At 39.9% G+C, this 25,690-nt stretch carries 21 protein-coding genes; 3 read left to right on the top strand and 18 right to left on the bottom strand.

The annotated features are described in order from the left end of the window. Positions 1-92: 92 nt before the first annotated feature. The 15 genes from DQW11_RS13170 to DQW11_RS13240 all read right to left on the bottom strand — a co-directional run bounded on the left by DQW11_RS13170 (position 93) and on the right by DQW11_RS13240 (position 15,928). The gene (locus DQW11_RS13170; protein ID WP_113924533.1) at positions 93-1,310 is read right to left on the bottom strand and encodes an ATP-grasp domain-containing protein; all 1,218 of its coding nucleotides are present in this window, start codon (positions 1,308-1,310) and stop codon (positions 93-95) included. Between the two features lie 3 nt (positions 1,311-1,313). Beyond that, entirely contained in the window at positions 1,314-2,741 is a 1,428-nt protein-coding gene (locus DQW11_RS13175) for a leucyl aminopeptidase family protein (RefSeq protein ID WP_113924534.1), read from the bottom strand. Positions 2,742-2,915: 174 nt separating this feature from the next. Further along, a complete protein-coding gene (locus tag DQW11_RS13180; RefSeq protein ID WP_317047885.1) occupies positions 2,916-4,076 on the bottom strand; it encodes an alpha/beta hydrolase in 1,161 nt (386 codons plus the stop codon). A 130-nt stretch (positions 4,077-4,206) separates the two neighbouring features. After that, on the bottom strand, positions 4,207-4,926 hold the full coding sequence (locus DQW11_RS13185) for a 16S rRNA (uracil(1498)-N(3))-methyltransferase (RefSeq protein WP_113924536.1): 720 nt from the start codon (positions 4,924-4,926) through the stop codon (positions 4,207-4,209). 121 nt (positions 4,927-5,047) lie between these two features. Next, positions 5,048-6,925 carry a DEAD/DEAH box helicase gene (locus tag DQW11_RS13190; RefSeq protein WP_113924922.1) on the bottom strand — a complete coding sequence of 626 codons (1,878 nt, stop codon included), beginning with the start codon at positions 6,923-6,925 and terminating at the stop codon, positions 5,048-5,050. A gap of 226 nt (positions 6,926-7,151) precedes the next feature. Beyond that, on the bottom strand, positions 7,152-7,412 hold the full coding sequence (locus tag DQW11_RS13195) for an acyl-CoA-binding protein (protein ID WP_113924537.1): 261 nt from the start codon (positions 7,410-7,412) through the stop codon (positions 7,152-7,154). A 170-nt stretch (positions 7,413-7,582) separates the two neighbouring features. Continuing rightward, positions 7,583-8,872 carry a citrate synthase gene (locus DQW11_RS13200; RefSeq protein WP_113924538.1) on the bottom strand — a complete coding sequence of 430 codons (1,290 nt, stop codon included), beginning with the start codon at positions 8,870-8,872 and terminating at the stop codon, positions 7,583-7,585. Between the two features lie 299 nt (positions 8,873-9,171). Continuing rightward, on the bottom strand, positions 9,172-9,591 hold the full coding sequence (locus DQW11_RS13205) for a BrxA/BrxB family bacilliredoxin (RefSeq protein ID WP_113924539.1): 420 nt from the start codon (positions 9,589-9,591) through the stop codon (positions 9,172-9,174). A gap of 20 nt (positions 9,592-9,611) precedes the next feature. After that, entirely contained in the window at positions 9,612-9,953 is a 342-nt protein-coding gene (locus DQW11_RS13210; protein ID WP_113924540.1) for a DUF59 domain-containing protein, read from the bottom strand. A 5-nt stretch (positions 9,954-9,958) separates the two neighbouring features. Then, entirely contained in the window at positions 9,959-10,390 is a 432-nt protein-coding gene (locus tag DQW11_RS13215; RefSeq protein ID WP_113924541.1) for a SufE family protein, read from the bottom strand. After that, on the bottom strand, positions 10,387-11,610 hold the full coding sequence (locus DQW11_RS13220; RefSeq protein WP_113924542.1) for a SufS family cysteine desulfurase: 1,224 nt from the start codon (positions 11,608-11,610) through the stop codon (positions 10,387-10,389). Before DQW11_RS13220 ends, DQW11_RS13215 begins: the two co-directional genes overlap by 4 nt. Positions 11,611-11,619: 9 nt before the next feature. After that, a complete protein-coding gene (sufD, locus tag DQW11_RS13225) occupies positions 11,620-12,897 on the bottom strand; it encodes a Fe-S cluster assembly protein SufD (RefSeq protein WP_113924543.1) in 1,278 nt (425 codons plus the stop codon). 32 nt (positions 12,898-12,929) lie between these two features. Then, on the bottom strand, positions 12,930-13,691 hold the full coding sequence (sufC, locus tag DQW11_RS13230; protein ID WP_113924544.1) for a Fe-S cluster assembly ATPase SufC: 762 nt from the start codon (positions 13,689-13,691) through the stop codon (positions 12,930-12,932). A 38-nt stretch (positions 13,692-13,729) separates the two neighbouring features. Further along, positions 13,730-15,175 carry a Fe-S cluster assembly protein SufB gene (gene sufB, locus DQW11_RS13235; protein WP_113924545.1) on the bottom strand — a complete coding sequence of 482 codons (1,446 nt, stop codon included), beginning with the start codon at positions 15,173-15,175 and terminating at the stop codon, positions 13,730-13,732. A 285-nt stretch (positions 15,176-15,460) separates the two neighbouring features. Continuing rightward, positions 15,461-15,928 (bottom strand): Lrp/AsnC ligand binding domain-containing protein, encoded by a 468-nt coding sequence (locus tag DQW11_RS13240; RefSeq protein ID WP_113924546.1) that lies wholly within the window; start codon positions 15,926-15,928, stop codon positions 15,461-15,463. 373 nt (positions 15,929-16,301) lie between these two features. On the opposite strand from DQW11_RS13240, the gene DQW11_RS13245 reads away from it, so the two are divergent. From DQW11_RS13245 to DQW11_RS13255, 3 genes are all read left to right on the top strand, one after another. Further along, positions 16,302-16,835: a hypothetical protein gene (locus tag DQW11_RS13245; RefSeq protein ID WP_113924547.1), complete on the top strand. Its 534-nt coding sequence runs from the start codon at positions 16,302-16,304 to the stop codon at positions 16,833-16,835. A 126-nt stretch (positions 16,836-16,961) separates the two neighbouring features. Continuing rightward, positions 16,962-18,884 (top strand): M14 family metallopeptidase, encoded by a 1,923-nt coding sequence (locus tag DQW11_RS13250; protein WP_113924548.1) that lies wholly within the window; start codon positions 16,962-16,964, stop codon positions 18,882-18,884. 174 nt (positions 18,885-19,058) lie between these two features. After that, positions 19,059-21,890 carry a S9 family peptidase gene (locus DQW11_RS13255; RefSeq protein ID WP_113924549.1) on the top strand — a complete coding sequence of 944 codons (2,832 nt, stop codon included), beginning with the start codon at positions 19,059-19,061 and terminating at the stop codon, positions 21,888-21,890. A 71-nt stretch (positions 21,891-21,961) separates the two neighbouring features. On the opposite strand, the gene DQW11_RS13260 is transcribed toward DQW11_RS13255, so the two are convergent. The 3 genes from DQW11_RS13260 to DQW11_RS13270 all read right to left on the bottom strand — a co-directional run bounded on the left by DQW11_RS13260 (position 21,962) and on the right by DQW11_RS13270 (position 25,404). Continuing rightward, complete coding sequence (locus tag DQW11_RS13260) at positions 21,962-22,666, bottom strand: hypothetical protein (RefSeq protein ID WP_157966112.1); 705 nt, start codon at positions 22,664-22,666, stop codon at positions 21,962-21,964. Between the two features lie 211 nt (positions 22,667-22,877). After that, entirely contained in the window at positions 22,878-23,687 is an 810-nt protein-coding gene (locus DQW11_RS13265) for a copper resistance protein NlpE N-terminal domain-containing protein (protein WP_113924551.1), read from the bottom strand. Between the two features lie 43 nt (positions 23,688-23,730). Continuing rightward, entirely contained in the window at positions 23,731-25,404 is a 1,674-nt protein-coding gene (locus tag DQW11_RS13270; protein WP_113924552.1) for a formate--tetrahydrofolate ligase, read from the bottom strand. Positions 25,405-25,690: the final 286 nt, after the last annotated feature.

Below are 25,690 nucleotides of genomic sequence, written 5' to 3' on the forward strand. Positions count from 1 at the left end.
TTTACCTGACAAGCACCATAAAAAATGTAAGAGGGTCAAAGAAAAAAAGCGTCAGAAATGTTTTTTGCATTGCTGACGCTTCAATGAAACTACTAATGGAATTTTTTGACTTTCTCCTGTTCGCCAACAGATGATACACCTTGGCTTAGCCTTTCTGCATAATCATCCAACAATACCCGCACTCTTGCATGTTTATCGGATTTGACGATTAGACCTGCATGGTAATCCAGGGGTACTCTGAAACAAACTTCCGGGTCATTGAAGGAAGAAAGATCAGGATCTTGGAATTTTGATAATGTCAAGACAATTCCTGCATAGCCTTTCTTCACTTTGGGAAGCTTATATTTTTTCCCTTTTACGATAGTATCTTCAATTTTGGCCCATTCTGTCCAAAGGTTGATATCAGTTGCACCCTCGACCATCTCAGCGAGATGGGCACCACCGACTCTGGAGGATGTTTCCAAAAAGTAGACTTCACCGTCTTCTTTTCCTTTGATGAATTCGGTATGACTGGCGCCGTTTTTCATCCCAAAGGCTTTCATCACTTCTTCATTTGCTTTCCGCATGGATTTATCATCCTCAGAACCATAGGGGACATTGGCGCTTCTGAATATTCCGCCACCCTGTGAGATTTCCATCGGTGTAGCAAGGTATTTGGAAACTGTGCAGAAAATGTTTTTTCCGTCCAGATTGAGCCCATCAGCGTGGTAGACATCTCCGGGTTTAAACTGCTCCACCAAATATCGTAGACGGTTATCGCCCATTTCATGGATATTCTGCCAAAGGCTGTCTTTGTCATATACTTTAATAATGCCATGGGCAGAGGCTTCGGACCTTGGTTTCAAGACCCAGGGTGGCGGTACATTGTCTGCAAAATGGTTGATTTCGGCATCATTGAATAAGGCAGAAAATGCAGGTACCAAAACTCCGGCTTCCTTTGCCCGCATTCTCATGGCGAGTTTGTCTCTAAAATACCTTCCGGTGGTCTGACCCATGCCGGGGATTCGGAGGTTTTCCCTTAAGAAAGTAGCTTTCTCCACATCGTAATCATCCAATGCTGCAATTGCGTCGATTTTTACGCCTTTCATCAAACCCGCTACTCCTATCAACAAGGTTTCAAGGTCCCAATCTAAGTCTTGGCCAGGCATGTAGAAAATCTCATCTATGAATTCTCTTGGCCAATTGTTTTCGCGTAGTTTTTCAGAGGTGATCAAATAAACTTTGTTGCCGGCTTTTTTCAGGGCAATCAAAAATGCACTTCCTTTGAAATAATTGGATATGCATAAAAATGTCTTAGGGCTATCTTCCATGGTCTAAAGATTTTCTAACAATTTAATCAATAAATGTACTCCATACGCAGTGGCATGCTTTGTTTTTGCAAATTCAGAATCACCGAAAGCTGTACCGGCAATGTCTATATGGGCCCATGAGGTATGGTTTTCTGTAAAAAACTCCAGAAATTTTGCTGCTGTGATGGCACCCGCGTAAGGTTTGCCATGAAAGTTTTTGATGTCGGCGATTTCCGAATCCATCTCGGTTTTGTATTCATCCCACATAGGCAAAGACCACAGCCTTTCGCCTATTTTTTCTCCGGACTGCTTGAGGTTATTGGATAATTCTTCGTTTTTGGAAAATAAAGCGGCACATTCATAACCAAAGGTTCCTATCGCGCTTCCGGTCAGCGTTGCAAAATCAATGACTGTATCAGGTTTGTAATTTTGGATCAGGTAAGAAAGTCCATCTGCCAAAATCAATCTTCCTTCCGCATCTGTATCGATGATTTCAATGGTTTTGCCGCTATAGCTTCCAATCACATCTGATGGCAAAAAAGAATGGCTATCAATGGCGTTTTCGACACAGGGAACCACAGCTGATACGTTCACATTGAGTTGGAGGTCAGCGATCAGCTGCATGGCTCCGAGAACTGCGGCGGCGCCACCCATGTCACATTTCATATGGACCATGCCTTGGGTTTTGATATTCAGTCCACCTGTATCAAAGGTGACACCTTTGCCTACGAGTCCTATATGCTTGGAAGCCGATTTGGACCGGTATTTCATGACAATGAATTGGGGTTCCCGATGACTTCCCTGACCGACAGCTAAAAATGCCTTTAGGTTTTCTTTTTCTGCCTTCTTTTTATCGAGAACCTTAACGTCAAAACCGAATTTTTTCCCTGCATTTGCAGCCCAATCCGCCAAATATTTCGGGGTGATTTTATTTGGAGGCAAATCCACCAAATGGAATGTTTCGATTTGGGCATCAGCAATTTTCAGCCCTTTTTCGATTATTTTCTTTGGTTCAGGTATTGCTGATAAAATTGAAATATTGACTTTTGACCAATTTTTTGGACCCTTTTCGGATTGCTTGTAATGGCCAAGCCTATAAGTGCCAAGAACCAATCCTGAAACAGCAGCTTCAAGAAAATCGGTATCCATCTTATCCTCCAAAATGACCAAAACCTTTTTTTCAAAAAGATTTTCTTGTTTGGAGGTCAATCTCCTGAAGGCCGTTTTGATGGTTTTGTAAGAAGGTTCCTTGCCCAGTCCAAGCAATAAAAACATCCGATCGGAAACTTTGTCTTCAATGATAAATTGACTGTCCTTTTTCCCCAAGAATAGATTTTTGGAAATGGAAAATGATTCAAAGGAAATAGCTTGTCCGCTTTCATCCATTTCAAAAAATGGAATGATGACCAATCCTTTGAAATTTTCAGAAGATTTTATGGGGGATATTTTCATTATATTTTGGGACAGGTGTATTTATAAAAAGGCGGAAATTATTTTTCAAAACAGATTAATGGAAGGGATTTTAACTATAACGACAAGATAAAGTGATTTTCGAATTTTCAAAAGGCAAAAGAGAATTCTTTGAAGTCGGTGATCAGGAGACTGACCTGTTTTTGACTTTTTTTGCTACAAATCACCTTTTCGGTTGCTGAAGAAAAGCCATTCTATTGCTTTTGGAAATTCATCACTCCAATAAGTTTCATTGTGTTTGCCTTGCTCATTAATACTAAGCTGTATTTCCATCTTTTCCCTGAGAGTGTCTCTTTTGAGGAGTCTTTTTTTGAATTTTTTGATATGGCTGACCATTGTGGCACTTTCTTTTCCTCCTGCATAGAGATATATTTTGGTTTCCAGGGGGTCGAAAAAGTCCAAAAAGGAAAATTTGATCTTTGGGATCACCCAAAGAGAAGGGGAGAAGATCATGAGTTTGCCGTAGACCTCAGGATAGATCAGGCCACTGAATAAACTCACCAATCCACCCATGGAACTGCCTCCGATACCTGTAAATTCCCTTTCAGGTTTGGTACGGAAATTTTTGTCGACGAATGGTTTTAGTGTGTCTGTCAGGAATCTGATGTACTGCTTTCCCTGGCCTTTCCCCAGTAATGTTTTTCCCACATTATATTCCAAAACCCTTTCTTTTTCGGCGTGTTCTATGGCGATAATGATGATTTTCCCGATCCCATAATCTGACATGACAGCGAGTTTTTTATCTATTTGCCAGTTGCCAAAAGGCGAGTTTTCATTGAAAAGATTTTGGGCATCCTGCAAATAGAGCACAGGATAAAGTTCTTCTGAAGTATTGTAGTCATGGGGCAGCAATGCCCATACTTTACGGGTTTTGTTGAGTTGGGGAATCTCAAATTCTTCAGAAATCAGGTGTACTTGAGGCAATTGACTGGGTCGATACGGAAGCCAGTTTTGACGCCATTTAGGTACATGTTCTTTTTGAACACCTGTTTTTTTCTTACAAAATCGGTTCGGGGTTTTATTCTCGAATTTGTCAATTTCTACTTCCGACCAGTCACCTTTGGTAAATTTATAAATCAGTTCTGCGGGGTATGCAAATTCAGGCGGGAAAGTAAATGAGTATTTTCCGGATGCAGTTTTTTGCATCAGGTACTTTTTGTCCTGGGTAATCCATTGATTAAAATTTCCTGACAAATATACAGGGCGATCATCGTCCTGATCGGTTGAGAGTAGAATGGTCAGTCCATCTTCAGCATTTTTGGCTTCCTCCTGACTCACTATCGCATTTTCATCACATTCCATCCTCGTTGTTTCCAATTTGTTAATATCAATTCTATATGAGTAAAATTAGGTTTTTGTGTCGGGCAATTAAAGAAGAATTTTTAATTTTTTGTTCATCTTTTTCCTGTTCGACATATTTATTTGAAAAAAATCTTCACTGTATTTTTCATTCTGTTTTTGTCAAGTTATTGACCAACTGGAAGGTATGGACAGCTGCAATTCCTGCTGTTTCTGTCCGCAGTCTACTTTTCCCCAATGAGCAGGGGAGAAAAAAATTCTTGAATGCAAGATCCAGCTCTTGGGTAGAAAAATCTCCTTCAGGTCCGATCAGGATTAGGTATTCTCTGTTTGGTATTACTTTTTCAAATAGGTGTTGGGTATTGTTTTGGTCGACATAAGCTATGAACCTTTGGTAAGTATCAAACTTTTTGTTTGCCACAAATTCCCCCATTTTACAGATTGGATTTAATTTTGGAACCCTCGTCTTTATACTTTGCTTACAGGCTGAGATAATCTTTTTTTCCAACCTGTCAGGTTTAAGAAAGGACCGCTCTGAATGTTCGGATTCTATCAGGGTGATTTCGTGAACACCGATTTCTGTGATTTTTTCAATCATCCACTCCATTCGGTCAGGATTTTTTGTCGGGCAAATGGCAAGGTGTATATAATAATCGTCCTCAGGTTCATAAAATCTCTCAACCACTTTCAATCCTGCTTTTTTTGGATTTGGGTCTAATATTACGCATTGGTATAAGTATCCATGACCGTCAGTAAAATCTACTTTATTACCCTGGTCTTTTCTCAAAACTTTGATCAGGTGTTTTGATTCTTCAGGGTCAAGAAAGAAAATGTTTTCGGTGATATTTTCGTGGAAGAAAAGCTGCATTGTTCTCTAATAATTAATTGTAAAAATACATATTGATTTTGGAGACTATGCCATGATTAAAAAAAAAGCGCAATCTCCGGGAGACTGCGCTTTCAATGATTGACTTATTGTTTTGTAACAATTAAGCCTTTGAAATTTCCATATTTACTGTAATTCCTTTGATGGTATTGTTTTTCATCACTTTGATTACATGTTCTGCATCTTTGGAAGGTACATCTACGAAAGAGAAGTTGTCAAAGATATCGATGCCGCCAATGCTTCTGCCCGGTACTCCGGTTTCACCTGCGATTGCTCCAACGATGTCATTTGGTCTGATTCTGTCTTTCTTGCCAAGGTTTAGGAACAAACGGGCCATTCCAGGCTCTCTAACTCCTTTTTCCCTTGCAGGACCACGATCAGAAGATCTTTCACTTCTTTCGAACCTGTCAGGTCGATCACTTCTTTCTGTTCTTTCAGGTCGATCACTTCTTTCTGTTCTTTCAGGTCTATCTCCTCTTTCTGCTCTTTCAGGTCTATCCCCTCTATCACTTCTTTCGAATCTTCCACCACGCTCTCTGCTTCCGCTACGTCCTGAATCTCTGTCTCTTTCTCTGCCTCTTCCAAAATCCCTTCCTTCAGACCTTCTTGCTCCTCTATCTCCACTTCTTTCTCCACCTCTTCCAAGGTCAAGGTCAAAGTTTTGATCTTCCATTTCGTGGACGGCGTCAGCCATTTGGATTTTTGCAAGACCTAAAACAATCTGCTCCATTGTCAAACCTTCGGTAAGCATTTGTCCGATTGTATCTTCGTAGAAGCTGTTGTCCTCAGTTTTGTTCAATTGTCTATAGACATCTTTGATCAATTGTGTTTTCTTCAACTCAACCAAATCAGCGACAGAAGGTGGGGCCATTTTAGTGATGGAAGTCTTGATGAATTTTTCCAAATCCTTCACCCTAAACATGTCTTTTCTTCCTGTAACAAAACTTATAGCTGCACCTGATTTACCGGCACGGCCTGTTCTTCCTATTCTGTGGACATAATTGTCCTCATCCAAAGGAAGGTCAAAGTTGAAAACAACCTCAACGTTGTCCACGTCAATTCCTCTTGCAGCGACGTCAGTTGCCACCAAGATAGCTACCTGTCCCTTTCTGAATTTATTCATCACCTTTGTCCTCTGACCCTGTGAAAGGTCACCGTGAAGGGCTTCAGCTGCGATGCCTCTGGCCAAGAGTTCTTCGGTAACTTCGTCGGTTACTCTTTTGGTATTACAGAACACGATACCCAAGGTAAATTGATTCAAGCTGATCAGCCTGGTCATCAATTCAATTTTAAGTGCAGGCTTTACCTCGTAATACACCTGAGATACATTCTCAACAGTGAGTTCTTTTCTGAGGACCTTGACAATCTCAGGATTTTTCTGATATTTTCTTGTCAAGTCCATGATTGGCTTAGGCATAGTCGCAGAGAAGAAGATGGTTTGTCTTTCCTCAGGACATTCGCTTAGGATGTTTTCGATATCATCTCTGAAGCCCATGTCAAGCATCTCATCAGCCTCATCCAATACGATGATACCGACGTTTTCTAATTTTAATGTACCACGGTCCATATGGTCCATGATTCTACCCGGAGTACCGACCACGATTTGAACACCTCTTTTGAGGTCTCTTACCTGTCTGTCCATCGAATCACCACCATAGATACAAGTTGAGGAAATCCCTCTTTTGTACTTGGCAAGTTTTACGATTTCGCCTTCCACCTGAACAGCAAGTTCACGTGTAGGGCAAAGGATCAAAGCTTGTGGTTTTTTGATGCTCGCATCAACCTTGTCGATTATCGGAATACCAAAAGATGCAGTCTTGCCGGTTCCCGTCTGGGCTTGTCCGATGACGTCTTTTCCATCCAATAAGAAAGGGATAGATTGTGATTGAATGGTAGAAGGTTGGGTATAACCCATATCTTCCACCGCCTTGAGGATTTCTTCTGAAATCCCAAGGTCTGAGAATGTTAATTCTTTTTCCATGAAATGTTTCCTTACTTCTTCTAGACCATGATTTTCTTTGAAGCAACCCAAGTCAAGCGACAGTAAGGAAACCCACGGTTAGAAAAATGTTATATAATTAATTCGGGTGCAAAGGTAAGATAAAATTTATTGTCTTGCAAGGTTGTCTTGAAAGTTTTTAGAATATCTTTAAAAAAAATGGGAGTTTTTTAATTTTTTATTCTGTTTTGGGCGTTTTCTATGCCCATTACATATACTTTGTTGCAAGGTGATTGACTAAATTAATGTATTCTGAGGAGGCATCTTCTTTTGATTTTCCTTTTATTGCCAACCAGGAATTATATTTTGCAGCTGCTACAAAATCAAATCCACCGGGTCTTTCTTCATTATTGTCGCCTTCCGTTGCTTGCTTATAAAGGCTGTAAAGTTTTAATAACTCTTCATTTGAAGGCTTGCTTGTAAATTTTTTTGTCAATGCGACAGCTGATTCTAGGGTATTTGCTTCCATATGTAAACTTGATTTTGATTTTCAGTTTCCAAATATATAAAAGAATCGTGATTGGTTTTTGGTTTTGGGAATCAATCCAATTTTAAATATGGATATGTAATAATAAAAAAAGCTCCAAACCCAAGTTTTTATTCTTGAAGTTGGAGCTTAAAATATTCGATAAATTTTACTTAGCCTCTTTTGTTCATAGAAACATAATGCCTATCCACAGCACCGGTGTAGATTTGACGTGGTCTTCCGATTGGTTCGCCGTTGTGTCTCATTTCTTTCCACTGCGCAATCCATCCCGGTAGACGTCCCATGGCAAACAGCACTGTAAACATATCTGTAGGGATACCCAAAGCTCTGTATATAATGCCTGAGTAAAAATCCACATTTGGATACAGGTTTCTTTCTACGAAATACTGATCGTTAAGGGCTGCATATTCAAGTTCTTTGGCGATTTCCAAAACAGGATCTTTAACTCCTAATTTTGCAAGGACGTCATCAGCTGCTTTTTTGATGATTTTTGCTCTTGGATCAAAGTTTTTATAAACCCTGTGACCAAATCCCATCAATCTGAAAGGATCGTTTTTGTCTTTTGCTTTGTCGAGGAATTTTTTGGTATCTCCACCATCTGCTTTGATTGCTTCCAGCATTTCAATGACAGCTTGATTGGCACCACCGTGAAGCGGGCCCCAAAGTGCATTGATACCTGCAGAGATGGAAGCGTAGATACTAGCCTGTGAAGAACCAACAATTCTGACAGTTGATGTAGAGCAGTTTTGCTCATGGTCAGCGTGGAGTATCAGAAGCTGATCAAGTGCTTTGGAAACAATTGGATCAACATCATATTTTTCAGCCGGCAATGCGAACATCATTTTCAAGAAGTTGGAGCAATAATCTAAGCTGTTATCAGGATAGTTTACCGGATGTCCCACTTCATTTTTAAAAGCCCAAGCTGCAAAGGTTGGCATTTTGGCCAATAACCTAATGATGCTCAGATTTACTGCATCTTCGTTTCTAGTTGGATCCAAGGATTCCGGATAGAATGCTGTCAAAGAGCAGATTAAAGAAGAAAGAACGCCCATTGGGTGAGAGTTGGACGGGAACCCATCAAGGATTTTCTTGATGTCTTCATGGACCAAAGTGTGGGTAGTAATCTCCCTTGTAAACTTTTCGTATTGGCTTTGTGTAGGAAGATCGCCATATATCAATAGGTAGGCTACTTCCAGGAAGGTTGACTTTTCGGCAAGTTCTTCAATATTATATCCTCTATACCTTAGGACACCAAGTTCACCGTCCAAAAAGGTGATTGAACTTGTGGTTGAACCTGTGTTTTTGAATCCTGGGTCTATTGTTATCAATCCGGTCTGAGCCCTCAGTTTGGCTATGTCTATAGCTTTTTCATTCTCAGTTCCTTCAATAATTGGGAGTTCAAAATCTTTTCCTCCATATGAAAACTTAACGGTTTCGGACATAAGTATTGTTTTTATTTTTTCTGTTTATCGTATCAAAGTGTTTAACTTCTTTAGCTGCGCTTAAGTTAGTAAAAACGTGTATTTTTTACATGTTTAATTACATTAGTAGCGGATTAAAGATTATGAAATTATTTTATTGTTTCTATTATGAAAATCAAAAATTAAAAATGATTCTTGATTTATTTCATTCAAATACATAATTATTATTGTTCAAATATCGTATTTCCAAATTAATATTTTTCCCTAAGCTAAAGAAGCTTCTGTTTTTTTTGCAAAAAAAAAGCCCCGAAGGGCTAATTTTATTTACAGAAGTGTTCGAAAACCTCAACAAGGTGTTCACCGATCATTTTTGCGTTTCTTCCTTCGATGTGGTGTCTTTCAATGAAGTGCACCAATTCACCATCTTTGAACAATGCCATGGCAGGTGAGGAGGGAGGATATGGTAAATGATGTTGACGGACTTTTGCGACCGCAGCGGCATCATTTCCGGCAAAAACAGTTGCAAGAACGTCCGGTTTGATGTCACTTTGATCCAAAGCCAACCTAACTCCGGGTCTTGCAGCACCGGCTGCACATCCGCAAACAGAGTTGATGACAATGAAAGTGGTTCCTTTGTGGTCTTTCAAATGGTTTTCCACTTCTTCGGCTGTTCTGAATTCCTGAAAACCAGCATTGGTCAGTTCAGAACGCATGGGAGCAATTAATTCCTCTGGGTACATATTTTTTTAATTTTTTATTTTTAAAGAAAACCTAATTCAAGTTTTGCAGCTTCAGACATCATGTCCTGTGAATAAGGAGGGTCAAAAGTCAATTCCAACTCGACGTGGTTGATACCCTGTATCTGTTGGATTTTATTTTTCACCTCTGAAGGAATAAATTCGGCGGATGGGCAATTGGGAGATGTAAGTGTCATCATGATGTATACATTGTTGACAGGGTACACGCTGATTTCATAAATCAAACCCAATTCGTACACATCTACAGGAATCTCAGGATCATACACTTGCTTGATGGCATTGATAACTTTTTCCTTAAGTTCTTGCGAAGGTATTTCCTTTATCTCTTCTGTGGTTTCTGACATATCATTTATACATTTTGCTTGGCCTGATAAGCCAATGCGTATAATTTCATTTGCTTGATCATCGCGGAAAGGCCATTTGACCTTTGGGAACCGATGATATTTCCCATGCCGATTTTATCAATAAAGTTAAGATCTGCTTTGAGGATTTCCTGAGGAGTTCTTCCTGAGAGTACCCTGATCAATAAGCTGATGAGTCCTTTGGTAATATCTGTGTTGGAATCTGCCAAGTACTGAATCCTTTCTCCTTCCTCTCTGGTTGTGAGCCATACTTTAGATTGGCATCCTTTGATGATGTTTTCTTCTACTCGTTCTTCTTCTGGAAATTGGGGTAATTGACCGCCCAATTCCATAATATAATAGATGGTAGATTCTTTGTCATCTCCGAGAATCGAGAATTCTTCGATAATTTCGTCCTGTATGTCCTGAATGCTACTCATTTATTTTTGATTTTGGCTATTTTGGCTAAGCTTACCGCCATTTGGTCAATTTCTGATTTGGTATTGTAAACAGAAAATGATGCCCTGACAGTTCCTTCCAGGCCCAATCTCTGCATCAGGGGTTGGGTACAATGATGCCCGGTCCTGACTGCGATTCCATTTGCATCGAGCATCACCCCGACATCAAAAGGATGCATCCCGTTAATGTTAAATGATACCACACTTACTTTTTCTGCTGCTGTACCTACGGGGACGAATCCTTTGATCTGTCCAAAAGTTTCGTTTGCATGGTCTAGCAATTCATCTTCATGCTTTTTGATGTTTGATTTTCCAATAATGGAAATAAAATCAAGCGCCTTCTGGAACGCAATTACATCGGCAATATTTGGCGTTCCCGCCTCGAATTTGAATGGGATTTCATTGTAGGTTGTTTTGGCAAAAGTGACTTCTTTGATCATTTCTCCCCCTCCTTGATATGGAGGCATTATTTCAAGCAGACTTCTTTTACCATATAAAATCCCAAGCCCTGTCGGTCCGTAAAGTTTGTGTGCTGAAAAGGCCAGGAAATCACAATCCAAATCCTGAACATCTATATCCAGGTGATTGGTAGATTGGGCACCGTCCAAAAGTACTTTTGCTCCAACTTGATGCGCTTTTTTAATGATTTCTTTTACGGGATTTATTGTGCCCAATGCATTGGAGACATGGACGATACTTACAAATTTCGTCTTGTCCGAAAGCATGTTTTCAAATTCATCCAAAAGAATTTCCCCTTTGTCATTGATGGGAATGACTTTAAGGACAGCTTCTTTTTCTTCGCAGAGCATTTGCCAAGGCACGATGTTGGAGTGATGCTCAAGGGTAGAAATAATGATTTCATCACCTTTGGTGATAAATTTTCTACCGTAAGAAGAAGCAACCAAATTGATGCTTTCTGTAGTGCCTTTTGTAAAAATTACTTCCGCACTTTCATTGGCATTTATAAAATTCTTTACCCCTTCTCTTGTCTCTTCATAATGTCTTGTCGCGCGGTCTGCCAGGGTATGAGCACCTCTGTGGATATTGGAGTTGTCATTCTGATAATAACCTGTAAGCGCATCAAGCACCGATTGTGGTTTTTGGGTAGTCGCGGCATTGTCAAAATAAATCAAAGGTTTGCCATTAACCTCCTGATGGAGGACAGGAAAAGTCGCTCTGATTTCTTCAATGTTCAATGGCATGACTTTTTCTTAAAAGTTACTACCTAGGCGGTTTTGGACGATATTTACAATATGATTTTGAAATGCCTCATCGGAGATATGGTCCATCACTTCGCCTGTAAAAGCATACAACAACATTCCTCTTGCTTGTTCTTTTCCCAAACCTCTGGCTCGTAAATAGAATAAAGCTTCTTCATCCAATTGGCCCGTAGTGCAGCCATGGGAGCATTTGACATCATCCGCCCAGATTTCCAATTGCGGCTTGGTATTGACAATCGCGTCTTCGGACAATAGGATATTGTTATTTTGCTGGAAGGCATTTGTCTTTTGGGCATCTTGCCTTACGAAAATTTTACCATTGAAAACCCCTCTTGAACTATCAGCCAAAACCCCTTTGTACAATTCATTGGATTGGGCATGTGGCTTGGTGTGGTCCACATTGGTGTGGTTATCTACGTGGGTTTTACCATTCAAAAGATACAGACCATACATGTTTCCTTCGCATCCCGAATCAAGAAGATTCAAGCTCAGGTTATTCCTAACCATATCTCCTGAAAGTGAAATTACCACAGAAGTGAAGACAGCATCTCTGTGAATATCTGTTTCAGTGTTATTGACTGTAATGGCGTTTTTACTTTCGTTTTGAAGTCTGTTGTAGTGAACTTGGGAATTTTGTCCGACTTTGATTTCAGTCACCATGTTGCTGAAATAGGTTTTGCCATCCAAAGAGACACTGTCCTCCAAAAAGGTAACCTCTGCATTGTCTTCAACTTCAATCAAAATTCTAGAATTGATTACCTGTCCGTCATTCGATTGATTAAGGAAAAGGAAAAGGATCGGTTTTTCAACTTTTTGGTTTTTTGAAACTTTCAGATAAATTCCATCCCCAAAAGAAATATTGTTTAACGCCACAAATGGGTCTTTTTCAGTAGCTGCGATTTTCCCTAACAACTCGGGTTTGGCATCGCTTATCAATGAAAGTGTATACCCATTGTTTGATATGGTGGATAATTCTTTTTCAAAAAAGCCATTGTTAAAAACCAGAAGGTCACCCTCGAATCCTCCGAACATATGGGATTGGATGATTTCATTATTTAAACTTGCTTTTTTGGCAAAGGAAAAATCAGAAATTGAATTCTCAAGTTTTTTGGTAATGGCGGTGAATTTGTATTCTTCTTCTTTTATAGCCGGAAGGCCGTTTTTTTCAAGAAAATCCCTGCTTGATTTTCTCAGATCTGAGAAAGAAGATCCGCTTGAAACCTGACTTAATATCGAGTCAAGTGTGTTATTTTTTGTAGTTGTCGTCATTGATTTTAAAAGATTTTTGGTAAAAACCGGAATTATACGGAAGCGGCATTCACTTCTTCTTTGATCCAATCGTACCCTTTTTCTTCTAATTCCATTGCCAATTCCTTGGTTCCTGATTTTACGATTCTTCCATTATACAGAACATGGACATAATCAGGGACTATGTAATCCAACAGTCTCTGGTAGTGGGTGACTACAATAGTGGCTGTTTTATCAGATTTCAATTTGTTTACCCCATTGGAAACTATTCTCAAGGCATCGATATCGAGACCTGAGTCCGTCTCATCCAAAATGGAAAGCGTTGGTTCCAACATTGCCATTTGGAATATTTCATTTCTCTTTTTTTCTCCTCCCGAAAATCCTTCATTCAATGAACGGCTCAAAAGTTTTTGATCTATTTCAACCAATTTCATTTTTTCTTTCATCACAGAAAGAAACTTGACGGCATCCAAGGCAGGCAAGCCTCTGTACTCACGAACCTGATTGACAGCAGTTCTCAAAAAATTTGTTGTGCTCACACCGGGGATTTCTACTGGATATTGGAACGCCAAGAAAACACCTTCTCTAGCCCTGTCTTCAGGTGCCAATTCCAAAAGGTCTTTTCCCTGAAATACAACTTCACCTTCAGTCACCTCATATTCTTCTCTGCCTGCCAAAACGGAGGCCAAAGTTGACTTTCCTGAGCCATTTGGCCCCATGATGGCGTGAACTTCACCTGCTTTTACTTCTAGGTTGATACCTCTTAATATAGGAGTGCCTTCGATGGAGGCATGTAAATTCTTAATTGATAACATAATTGATTTGATATTAGAAATTAGAAATTCGAAATCTTTTACCCAACACTTCCTTCCAACGTTAAGGCCAAAAGCTTTTGTGCTTCCACCGCAAATTCCATCGGAAGTTGGTTCAGTACCTCTTTTGCATAGCCGTTTACGATAAGGGCAACTGCATCTTCAGTACTGATTCCCCTTTGGTTACAGTAAAACAATTGGTCCTCACCGATTTTGGAAGTAGTGGCTTCGTGCTCGACTTTGGCTGTAGGATTTTGGATGTCTATATAGGGGAAAGTGTGTGCGCCACACCGGTCACCCATTAATAAAGAGTCACACTGGGAAAAATTCCTTGCATTGGAAGCCCTTTTCATTACCTGAACCTGACCTCTGTAAGAATTTTGTGATCTTCCTGCAGAAATACCTTTTGAAACAATCCTTGACCTTGTGTTTTTACCGATATGGATCATTTTGGTTCCCGTATCAGCCTGTTGGTAATTATTGGTGACAGCTACGGAATAGAATTCACCGATCGAGTAGTCACCTTTTAAGATGCAGGAAGGATATTTCCATGTCACTGCGGAACCGGTCTCGACTTGCGTCCATGATATCTTAGAATGGTCGCCTGCGCAGATTCCTCTTTTGGTTACAAAATTGTAGATACCACCTTTTCCTGATTTGTCACCGGGATACCAGTTTTGGACTGTGGAATATTTCACTTCTGCATTTTTGGCAGCATATATTTCTACAACGGCGGCGTGAAGTTGATTCTCATCTCTTTGTGGGGCAGTACATCCTTCCAAATAAGAGACGTAAGAACCCTCATCTGCAATGATCAAAGTTCTTTCAAATTGTCCTGTATTGGCAGCATTGATTCTAAAATAAGTAGAAAGCTCCATCGGGCATCTGACACCGGTAGGGATGTAACAAAAGGATCCATCAGAAAAAACCGCGGAATTGAGTGCTGCATAATAATTGTCAGTCATTGGGACTACTGATCCCAAATATTTTTTGACCAGTTCGGGATGTTCATGGACAGCTTCGCTGAATGAACAAAAAATAATTCCCAATTTGGATAACGTTTCTTTAAAAGTCGTTCCCACCGAAACCGAATCCAATACCGCATCTACAGCAATTCCCTGAAGTCTTTTTTGTTCGTTGAGATTGATTCCGAGCCTTTCATAGATTTGAAGAAGTTCAGGATCAATTTCATCCAGGCTTTTTGGCTTGTTACTTTTTTTAGGTGCAGAATAATATCTGAGTCCCTGAAGATCGATTTTGGGATAATGCACATTGGCCCATACCGGTTCGGTCATTGTCAACCAATTATTAAAAGCTTTTAACCTCCATTCGAGAAGCCATTCCGGTTCTTCCTTTTTTGCAGAAATCCAACGAATGATATCTTCATTTAAACCAATTGGAGCTTCATCTGCTTCTAGATTGACCGACCAGCCGTGTTCGTAGTCTTTGGAGGTTAATTCTTCTAATATCTTATTGTCCTTGCTCATTTGTTTGAGTAATTTAGACTAATTATAGTTTGTAAGGCGAAGATACAACATTAAACCAAAATATAATGTTCAAATCAATAGGAAAAATTGATCATTCAAGCTGAATAGTGAGCTTATTTCTCAGAAATTCAACTATTTAAAAATGAATATAGCTGAGATTTACCTTCTCAGCTATATGATAAAAAGCAAAGTATATCTTGTTTAAGTTATAATTTTTATTAAAATGGATTTAATCTAAATAATCAATTTATATGAGGAATATCATTTTTTTGGGTGTTTTAGCACTTATTTTTCAAAAAACTGAATGGGCCTATTGATACTTTCTTCCAAGACAATCAAGGTTTCTGTTCTGTCTATCCCATCGACTTTTTGGATTTTATCCAAAACTGTTCTGAGGTGATTGGTGTCTTTGCAGATAATTTTTGCAAAAATGCTGTAGTTTCCTGTGGTGTAATAAGCGTTGATTACTTCTGAAATTTCCTTTAATCTTCCGATTACAGTATCGTAGAGAGAACTTTTTTCAAGGTAAATTCCAAGAAAGGCTGAAATGTCATACCCTAGTTTTGAAAAATCAATATTGAGTGTGGCACTTTTCACGATTCCCATGTCTTCGAGTTTTCTCATCCTTACGTGTACAGTACCGGAAGAAACATAAACTTTTTTGGCAATTTCTGTATATGGGGTCTTGGCATCGTCATTCAACAATGAAATAATCTTAAGATCAACATTGTCAATATCTAAAATTTTGTCCATTTTTTTTGGGTTAATTTGAGGCTATGTTAATATATGTGCCCACAAATTATGAAATAGTTAAAAAATTGCAAAATAAATTTTTCAATTTGTAAAATTCGGTAAAATGAAGTTACTTTGGTGCGTTCGACTTGAAGTTATATAATATTTGGTATTTGCTTCTTTTGGTCAAATAAATGTTTGAAAATTTAAGTTTTACTTTGTTTCAGGCATTTTTTAAATGGAAACTTTTAATCTCTAAAGTTATATTTGGGTTTATATTCTGAAAAGGGTCTTGCTAATGGCAAGACTTTTTTGTGCCCTTTAAAAAATTTAAAATGCAAAAATTTGCATATGAAAAATATTTTACTGTATATTTGAAAAAAATATCTCGCATATGTACAGACTTTCATTCATCCTCGCATTATTCGTAAGTGTTTCACTTGTTGGATCACGTGTTCAGGCCAAATCGGTTTTTTCTGAAATAGAAAATGAAAAAGAAATTAAAAACGCTACCAAAGAGAACGAAAAGGCGCTCGTTTCTTTGAAACCTTTTGTAGGCGTTTCTTCAGGAGATCAAAATTCTGGTTTAACGAGTGATTTGATAATTGATGTTCTTGATCCGGTAGATGGATTTGGTTCGGACTATGCACCGTGGTTTTGGTCAGAAGAGACATTTGCCTTGCTTGATGGATATGCTCCATTCATTTTTAGGACAAAGAAAAGCGCCTCTGCAATAGATGAATTGAGGGTTGTGATTTCAATAAATGAATTTGGAAAAGTGATAGGTTATAAAATCCTGAATGAATCAGCCGATAAAGGTTTGAAGGAAAGACTTGCCCATGTGATAAGAAAAATGCCTGATGCAATACCTGTTCCCGGATTCAATTCTTATGAATCCATGGATTTTGAATTGATAATGGCTTATTGATATTTGTTTTGATTAACTCTTCAGAATGATTTTCCCTGCCAAAGAATTGGCAGGGATTTTTTTTGAGCGGTTAGGAAGGGGGGTCGTCATATCCTAATTTTATCCTAATCATCAACTCAAACAGAAATGAAAAAAAACATACTCATGGTAGCTATTGGCCTGCTTGCTTTCACAAGCTTTGCCATAGCACAGGAAGTATCTCTGTCTCCGGATAAGAAATGGCCTGAGCAAGATAAAAAGTCAAAATTTTATACAGTTTCCGGGGAAAGACACGGTCAATCTTTTTTCAAGAAACATGAGTTTCCCGAAGTGCAATATGCCCCGGGAGAAAAACTGACTTTTGATATTTACCATACACCTGATGTGATGTATCACTGGTATAAATTATGGGCAGAAAAGTATCCTGAAATCACCGAACTCTACGAGGTGGCAAAATCCTACGAAGGGAGGCCGATTCTCCAAATGACCATTACCAACAAAAAAACTGGAAAACATACAGATAAGCCTGCTGCTTACTTTGAAGGAGGCAGACACGGCGGAGAAGTTACAGCAAGTGAAGCAGTTTTTTGGTTGACCCAGCAATTATTGGAAAACTATGGCAAAGATCCTGAAATCACCAAACTGATTGACACCAAAACAGTCTATGTCAGGCCTCAAAATAATCCTGATGGGACCAGCATGTACCTTTTTACTGAACAACAAAACAGAAGTACTGTCCGCCCGCATGATACGGATAGAGATGGTTTACTTGATGAAGATCCAAATGAGGACCTTAACGGAGATGGCATCATTCACATGATTAGAAAAAAAGCAGTTACCGATAAGGAAAAGGAAGAAGCAAACCTCATCATTGATCCTAGGGATCCAAAAGGGCGTTTGATGAAGAGGGTGTTTGAAGGTAAAGGTGACTACCTGATGTATTCAGAAGGCATTGATAATGATGGTGATGGCAAATACAATGAAGATGGAATCGGTGGATTGGACCTCCATCGAAACTATCCCGAAAACTGGAGACCTGATACAGGTGGTGATGAAACAGGGAGAGGGTATACCCAATTTGGCGCGGGTGAATATCCGCTAAGCGAAATCGAAACCCGCTCAACAGTACTTTGGTTGCTTTCGCATCCGAATATTTCGGTTGTCAATTCATTGGATACCAGAGTTCCTATGCACTTGAGGCCGCCTTCCACTTCTTCTAGTGCGGAGTCCATGTTTTTGAAAGACAGGTTGATCTATGAATATTATGACAGCCTCGGAATGACAATTACAGGATATCCTTGGGCAGGTGATGTATATGAGACATATAGTACAAGGGGAAAAGTCAATAGGCTTACAGGAGATCCTTTGAAGCCAAGCCCATTATTTGGACATGGACCTGACTTTGGATATTTCTATTATGGTGCAGTTTGGTATGGTGATGAGCTATGGAATAACGGTGCCATGAAGGATTATGACGGTGATGGACAGCGGGATGATTACGATGGCATGCGATGGGATGATGAAGAGAATGGTTCAAAAGGTTTTAAGAATTGGGAAAAATTCAACCACCCGCAGCTTGGTGAAGTCGAAATTGGTGGATCGCATCCGAAATTTTTTGGCCAAAACGGGCCTCCTTGGCAGTTAGAAAGCTGGATCAAAAAACAGTCTTTATTTAACCTTGCCATGGCAAAGGACTTGCCTCAGATCGAAATCAAAAATGTCAATATCACCAAATCCGGTGATCAGTATGAAATCAAAGTTACTTGGACTAATTCCGGGAAACTTCCTGTGGCATTGGATCAGGCAAAAAGGGTAAAAATCGTACAAGAGGATCGTTTGATGTTGGAGTTTGACAAAGAACTTACCAAAGGTTTTGAAAATGCGAAAGTACAGATCACTACACCGGAATTGTATGAAAAAACCATTTACACAGGTTATACTGAGGTAGGAGAGACCAAAGAAGCAGTCTTCAAGGTAAAAGTGAACCAAAAGGAACCTGTCAAAGGGAAGCTAAAATTTCTTTCTACAAGGGGAGGTTATATCGAGAGGGAATTCACCTTAGGAAACTAGGAGGTAATATTATTTCTTTTGTTTGCCACAAATCATTGGTATTAAAGGGGGTTTTTCCTCTTTACCATGTGATTTGTGGCTTTTTTTATAACATCAAAAATCCGTTAAAATAAAACTTAAAGAATCCTTACTTGTTCTTGATTTTATTTGAAGCAAATCAAAAGTCAGATTAAAATGAAAAACCTAATCAAACTTCACCTCATAATACTTTTATTCTGCATAAGCACTTTTGCGGCAGCCCAAGAAAAAAGAGCCTTGACCCATCAGGATTATGATGGATGGGAAACTGTTTCTTCAGAAAAAATCTCAAAATCCGGACAATGGATTGGTTATACAGTCAATCCCCAAGAAGGCGACGGTAGACTCGAAATTGCCTCCCATCAAAATCCGGATCAGCGATTTCTTATTCCCAGAGTCAGTCAATGGACATTTTCAAACAACAGCCAATTTGCCATAGGAAAAATCATTCCACAGGCTGACACGGTCCGTTCTCTCAAGTTGAAAAAGAAAAAAGCGGACGATATGCCAAAGGACAGTGTTTTTATCATGAACCTGACTACCGGAGAATTGGAGAAATTAGCGAGGGTGAAGTCCTATTCTCTTCCAGGAAAGGAAGGAAATTGGATGGCAGTTCATTTTGAGAAGGATTTGCCAAAAAAAGGGGAGAAGAAGGAAAACGGTGATTCTACAAAAGTCAACGAACCAAAACCTGAAAAACCAAAGAAAACCGACGGTTCCAAGCTTATGGTCAAAGAGCTGACAGGAACCCAAATTTTTGAATTTGATAGGGTAAAATCATTTGGCTTTTCTGAGAAGGGAGACTTTTTGTACTATACAAAAGCAACCGAAGACACTTTGAAGAATGCAGGTATTTTCCTTTTAAATCTCAAAACAGGAGAAACAAAAACCATTGATGAAGGAAAGACCGACTATATTTCTATGGTTTTTTCTCCTGAAAATAAGCTGTTGGCTTTTTTGGCCACAGAGGATTCTGCCAAATCCAAAAAGCCCTATTTTGACCTTTTCCTATTTGATATCAACAAAGGAAAAAACCAGAAGGTAGCCTCCAAAGGCACTGCAGGGATCAATGGCATGGTAAGTAAAAATGGACGTTTGTTTTTTTCAAATGACGAAAACCGGTTGTTTTTTGGGACCTCTCCGGATTATATCGCATATCAATATGAAGACGATTCGACCATTTTGGATGAGGAAAGGGTAAGTCTTGACATTTGGGGATGGCAGGATGCAGAGATTCAGCCCATGCAATTGAAGAATAAAAGCAGGGAAGAGAATAAATCTTTTCTCACTGTTTTCAATTTGAAATCCAAGGTCATCACCCAGATTGGAGATGAATCAGTATCCCAGATCGATGTGGACAAAAAAGTCAAAAATCAATTCGGGCTTGGTTTTGACGCAAGTCCTTACCGTAGAAATTACAGTTGGGATATTCAGATAGGAAGAGATTTGTATTTGGTAGACTTGACAACGGGTTCAAAAAACCTCATTCGAAAAGATGTCCCTGACAATCCACAATTATCTCCTGAAGGGAAATATGTCTTTTGGTATGACGAGCGGGACAGTTCTTGGGTTTCCTATGATATCAAATCAAAAACCTTCAAGAACCTGACACAGGATATTGAGAGCATTTTTTATGATGAGCTGCATGATTCACCTGCACTTCCTTCAAGCAATGGTGCCGCAGGATGGACCAAAGGGGATTTGGCCTTTTTGGTATATGACAGGTATGATATCTGGAAAATAGATCCCACAGGAAAGTCAGCTCCGGTGAATGTGACAAAAGGCGAAGGAAAGAAGCAGCAAATTGTATTTAGGAGGGAAAAGCTGGACAATGAAGAAGAAAGTATAGACCCATCACAGCCCTTGATATTGAATGCTTTTAATGAATTGAATAAGAAGAATGGGTTTTTCATAGGAGAAATTTCCGGTGCAACTATTCCACAATCCATTGTTTTTACAGACCACCGGTATTCAGGCTTGACCAAGGCAGAGAATTCAGACAAAATGCTTGTTAGAAGATCTACATTTCAGGAATATTCTGACATCTACGCCACGGATTTGAATCTCAAGTCGATGGAAAGGGTATCCATAGCAAATCCACAGCAAAGTCAGGTAAAATGGGGATCGGTTGAATTGGTCAATTACCTCGCAAATGACGGTGTTCCGTTACAGGGCCTTCTTTTCAAACCGGAAAACTTTGATCCGAATAAAAAGTATCCCATGTTGGTTTATTTCTATGAAAGGAATTCTGACGGATTGCACTCCTATAGAGCCCCCGCTCCAAGTGCGTCGACGATCAACATCCCTTATTTTGTGAGTAATGATTACTTGGTTTTTGTGCCGGATATCAAGTATGACTTGGGCTTACCGGGACCAAGCGCTTATAATTGCATCATACCGGGCGTTCAGGCTTTGGTGTCAAGAGGATTCGTGGATGCCTCGAATATGGCTATACAAGGCCAATCTTGGGGAGGTTACCAAGTTGCCTATTTGATCACAAGGACCAATATGTTCAAAGCCGCAGGCGCGGGAGCTCCTGTTGTGAACATGACTTCGGCATATGGTGGCATCAGGTGGGGTACCGGAATGAGCAGGATGTTTCAATACGAGCAAACCCAATCAAGAATAGGAGGGACACTTTGGGACAAGCCTCTTTATTATATTGAGAATTCACCGCTATTTACGATGGATAGGGTAAATACGCCAGTCCTGATTATGCACAACGATGATGACGGTTCTGTTCCATGGTATCAGGGAATAGAAATGTTTATGGCATTGAAAAGACTGAATAAGCCGGCTTGGTTGCTTCAATACAACGGGGAAGACCATAACCTGAGGTTGAGGAAAAACAGGAAAGACCTTTCCATCCGTATGGCCCAATTCTTTGACTACTATCTGAAAGGAGCCCCGGCACCGCTTTGGATGACAGAAGGTTTGCCTGCTGTCGAAAAAGGAAAAACCCTCAAGTATGAGCTTTCAGGAAATTGAATAAAATAGTAAGCAAAAAAGCCATTGGGTAGAAATTCCCAATGGCTTTTATTGTTTTAGACTTTTTAGGACTACCTGTTGATATACCTTCTTATGAAGAATTGAAAATTACCCATGACATCAGGATAGATTAGCTTGTTTTGCATGTTGTTTCCGTCTATTTCAGAACTCATGAGAAACATGGCCGATAATTCCAGACCGATATCCCACTCATATTCGAAATTAGAAACCATTCCAAATTTTACCGGAACATAGGCGACGGTGGTGGATTGGTTTGATCTTTCGACAAAACCCTGAATATAAATCCCGTTTTCGAGAACGCCGTCGCGCATGACTCTTTGCGCCCTTTCTGAATACATGGCGCCGAGACCAAGGCCTACATAGAAGTTAACCGGTTCGCCGACTCCAGAGGTGTTTGGGTTCAGGTTTAACACCGGCATCACATCAAAAAAGTAACTCATCCCTTTGAAATAGTAGGCCTGTCCGTTATCTCCCCATTCGATGATGATAGGGTTATTTAAGGGTCTAAATTCACCGCTATTCAAAACCTGGCCACCAACCGAGGCTTTGATATCAAACTTGTCTGAGATTTCTTTGCTGTACGCAACCGTAAATGCCGGTTCTAATTTGAACTCCATAAACTTATAAATACCGGCGTTTTCGGCATATATCATTCCCCAACCAAATCCACCGGATATATGGTCTCGAGAGCCTTGGGCACTGAGAAGTCCTATAAAAGAAACGTTTAATAAAAGAGTAAAAAGAATTCTAAGCATAAATTACTTAAGGTTGATTGCGACCACGAATATACAAGATTTGGATTTCATAATCCAAAGTAGTTGCCTAACGGCAATTTTATCAGAGTCTGGACAAGTCCAAAATTCCGGATTAACTTGCAAAAGAGTTTTTCTGAAATGCAAAAAAACACTTTTTTAAAATTTCAAAAAAAACACTGCAACTCATTCATTTTAAGTCAATTTGCTTGAATTAGTCAGTTTTTTTATGTGAAAATCGTGCCAATGGTGCCATCTTGGCTTTTTGGAATGAAAGGGTGCCGTCAGTCACACTGTAATTGTCCACCTGTCTCAAAATCTCCAAAAACGCCATTTCCGGTTCCATATCAGGGCAGGCCATCATCGTAGAGGCGGTATTCCCAAAAGATATCCGGCTCCCTTCCTTTAGTTCATATGGTCCAAAGATATTATTGCAAGAACCATTTCCATGAAATGCGCTGGTCTCCATATCAAATTGTATATAAGCCTCTTTCAATCCATCTTTCTTCTCGACAGGTTTTCCTTTGAGTTCTGTCAAGACCCATTTTTTATCTTCCAGTCGTGGATCTGTCGGGTTTTTGGGAAGTTTATATTTTTCTTCCAATTCACCCGAAATCCTGTTTCCGTCTTTGTCCAAATGGAACAACACATTTTCTCCTACCAGATACATCTGACTTTCACCCTGTTCACTTGATATAGTGATTTTTGAACCGTCTTCTTTCCATTGAAATGTCCCCTCATCAGAGAAAAAGCCATCTTCTTTACCAAGGTATTTTAAGGTTCTTGTGAACTTGCCGTCTGATTTTAGGTTAATGGTTGTTTCTATTCCTTCGCAATCAGCACAAGGCAAAACCCCTTTATAGACCCCTTTCCAATCCAGACTGTTTTGACTGTTGTCACCGATTGCAACAGAAGAAGATGAGATTTCAACTGAGTCTCCCTGTTCTAAGGATTTTTCAGAACTGCAGGAAATCGAAGTTGCCATAAAGATGGCGGCAGAAAACATAACCAAAAGCTTTTTCATAAAATCCGATTTTATTTGCTTATAAATTTCCAAAAAACCAAGTTTAAAACAAACCGGTAATGTTGCCTTCTGCGTCAATATCAATACTTTCTGCGGCAGGTTTGGAAGGAAGTCCGGGCATCCTCATGATGGTTCCAGCAATTGGAATGATAAAGCCGGCACCCGCCGCAATGTCAAATTCCCGTATTTTTATCGTAAACCCTGAAGGCCTGTTGGTAAGCTTGGGATCATCTGAAAGTGAATATTGTGTTTTGGCAATGCAAACCGGCAACTTATCCAGGCCAATCTTTTTGAATAGCTTGATTTGCTGTTTTGCTTTGACGCTATACTCCACTTCTGCCGCTCCGTATATTTTCCGGGCGATGATTTCTATTTTTTGTTCTATACTCCAATCGAATCGGTATAGCGGCGTGAAGTTGCTTTTTCCTGATTCAGCAGCTTCTTTGACGACCATGGCAAGTTCGGTGGCACCTTCTCCGCCTTTTTCCCAAGCTTCGCAAATGGCAACTTTTACTCCTAATTTTTCACAATGGTCAATGACCACCTGTATTTCTTCCTCAGAATCAGTTGCAAACTTGTTGATTGCCACTACCGGCACCAACATGAAATGCCGCATGTTTTCAATGTGTTTTTCGAGATTAGGCAGGCCAAAGGCGACAGCTTCTTTGTTTGGAATTTTCAAATCAGGAAATGGTATTCCCGAATGGCTCTTTAAAGCCCTTATTGTTGCCACTATGACCACCGCATCAGGTTTGAGGTTTCCGTATTGGCATTTGAGATCAAGAAACTTTTCCCCACCCAGGTCGGATGCAAAACCGGCTTCGGTTACGACATAGTCGGCAAGAGAAAGCCCCATTTTGGTTGCAATGATCGAATTGGATCCTTGGGCGATATTGGCAAATGGCCCGCCGTGGATGATGGCTGGATTGCCTTCAATGGTCTGGACAAGATTTGGCATGATGGCATGCTTCATCAATGCCGTCATTGCGCCCTGTGCTTTGAGCTGATGTGCCCGGACAGGTTCATCGTCATACGTATATCCGATGATGATATTTCCCAGTTTTTCTTTTAGGTCCATCAGTCCATTGGAAAGGCACAAAGCAGCCATTACCTCTGACGCGGCGGTAATATCAAAGCCTGATTCTCTTGGTATCCCTTGTGCCGACCCGCCGAGTCCGATCACAATATCTCTCAGCGCACGTTCATTCATGTCCATAACCCTTTTCCAGATGATCTTTCGGGGATCAATGTTGAGCGAGTTATTTTGGTTGTGGATATGGTTATCTACCAAAGCAGACAATAGATTATGGGCTTTTTCTATGGCGGCAAAGTCTCCGGTGAAGTGGAGGTTGATGTATTCCATAGGCAAAACCTGGGCATAGCCCCCGCCTGCAGCCCCGCCTTTCATCCCAAATACAGGACCTAAAGATGGTTCTCTGAGAACCACCGCTGTTTTTACACCGATCTTATTGAGGCCTTCTGCCAATCCGATGCTTGCAGTAGTTTTGCCCTCGCCGGCCAGAGTAGGCGTAATGGCCGTTACCAGGATCAATTTTTTTCCTTTTATTTTTGATTCGTCGATCAGCCTGAGTGGGAGTTTGGCTACATATTTTCCGTATGGCCGAAGATCGTCTTCTTGGATGCCAAGTTTGGCTGCAATCTGGGAAATAGGACGCATCTTGGATGCATGGGCAATTTCAAGGTCGGATAAGTGCATGGTTTGATATTTGGGTTGGTCTAAAAATAGGGATTTTCTGCTTACCTGAAAGTGATTTTTGGCAGGTTGGAAAAAAAATCTGAAACAATATCTGTTCAAGGACTTTTAGCGGGACCCATCACCATAACTTGGATTTCTTTCCAATAGACTTGTCAAAATCACCGGTTTCCGGAAATTCATAATCCACTCCCTCGGAAGGTTTTATTGGTTCTATTTCATTAAGATAGGTAGGCGGGAGATCATATAAAAAACATTCCTGAAAGCATCTTTTTGGTGAATTTGAATC

It is taken from the genome of Cognataquiflexum aquatile, assembly GCF_003316845.1.
Classification (GTDB): Bacteria; Bacteroidota; Bacteroidia; order Cytophagales; family Cyclobacteriaceae; genus Cognataquiflexum; species Cognataquiflexum aquatile.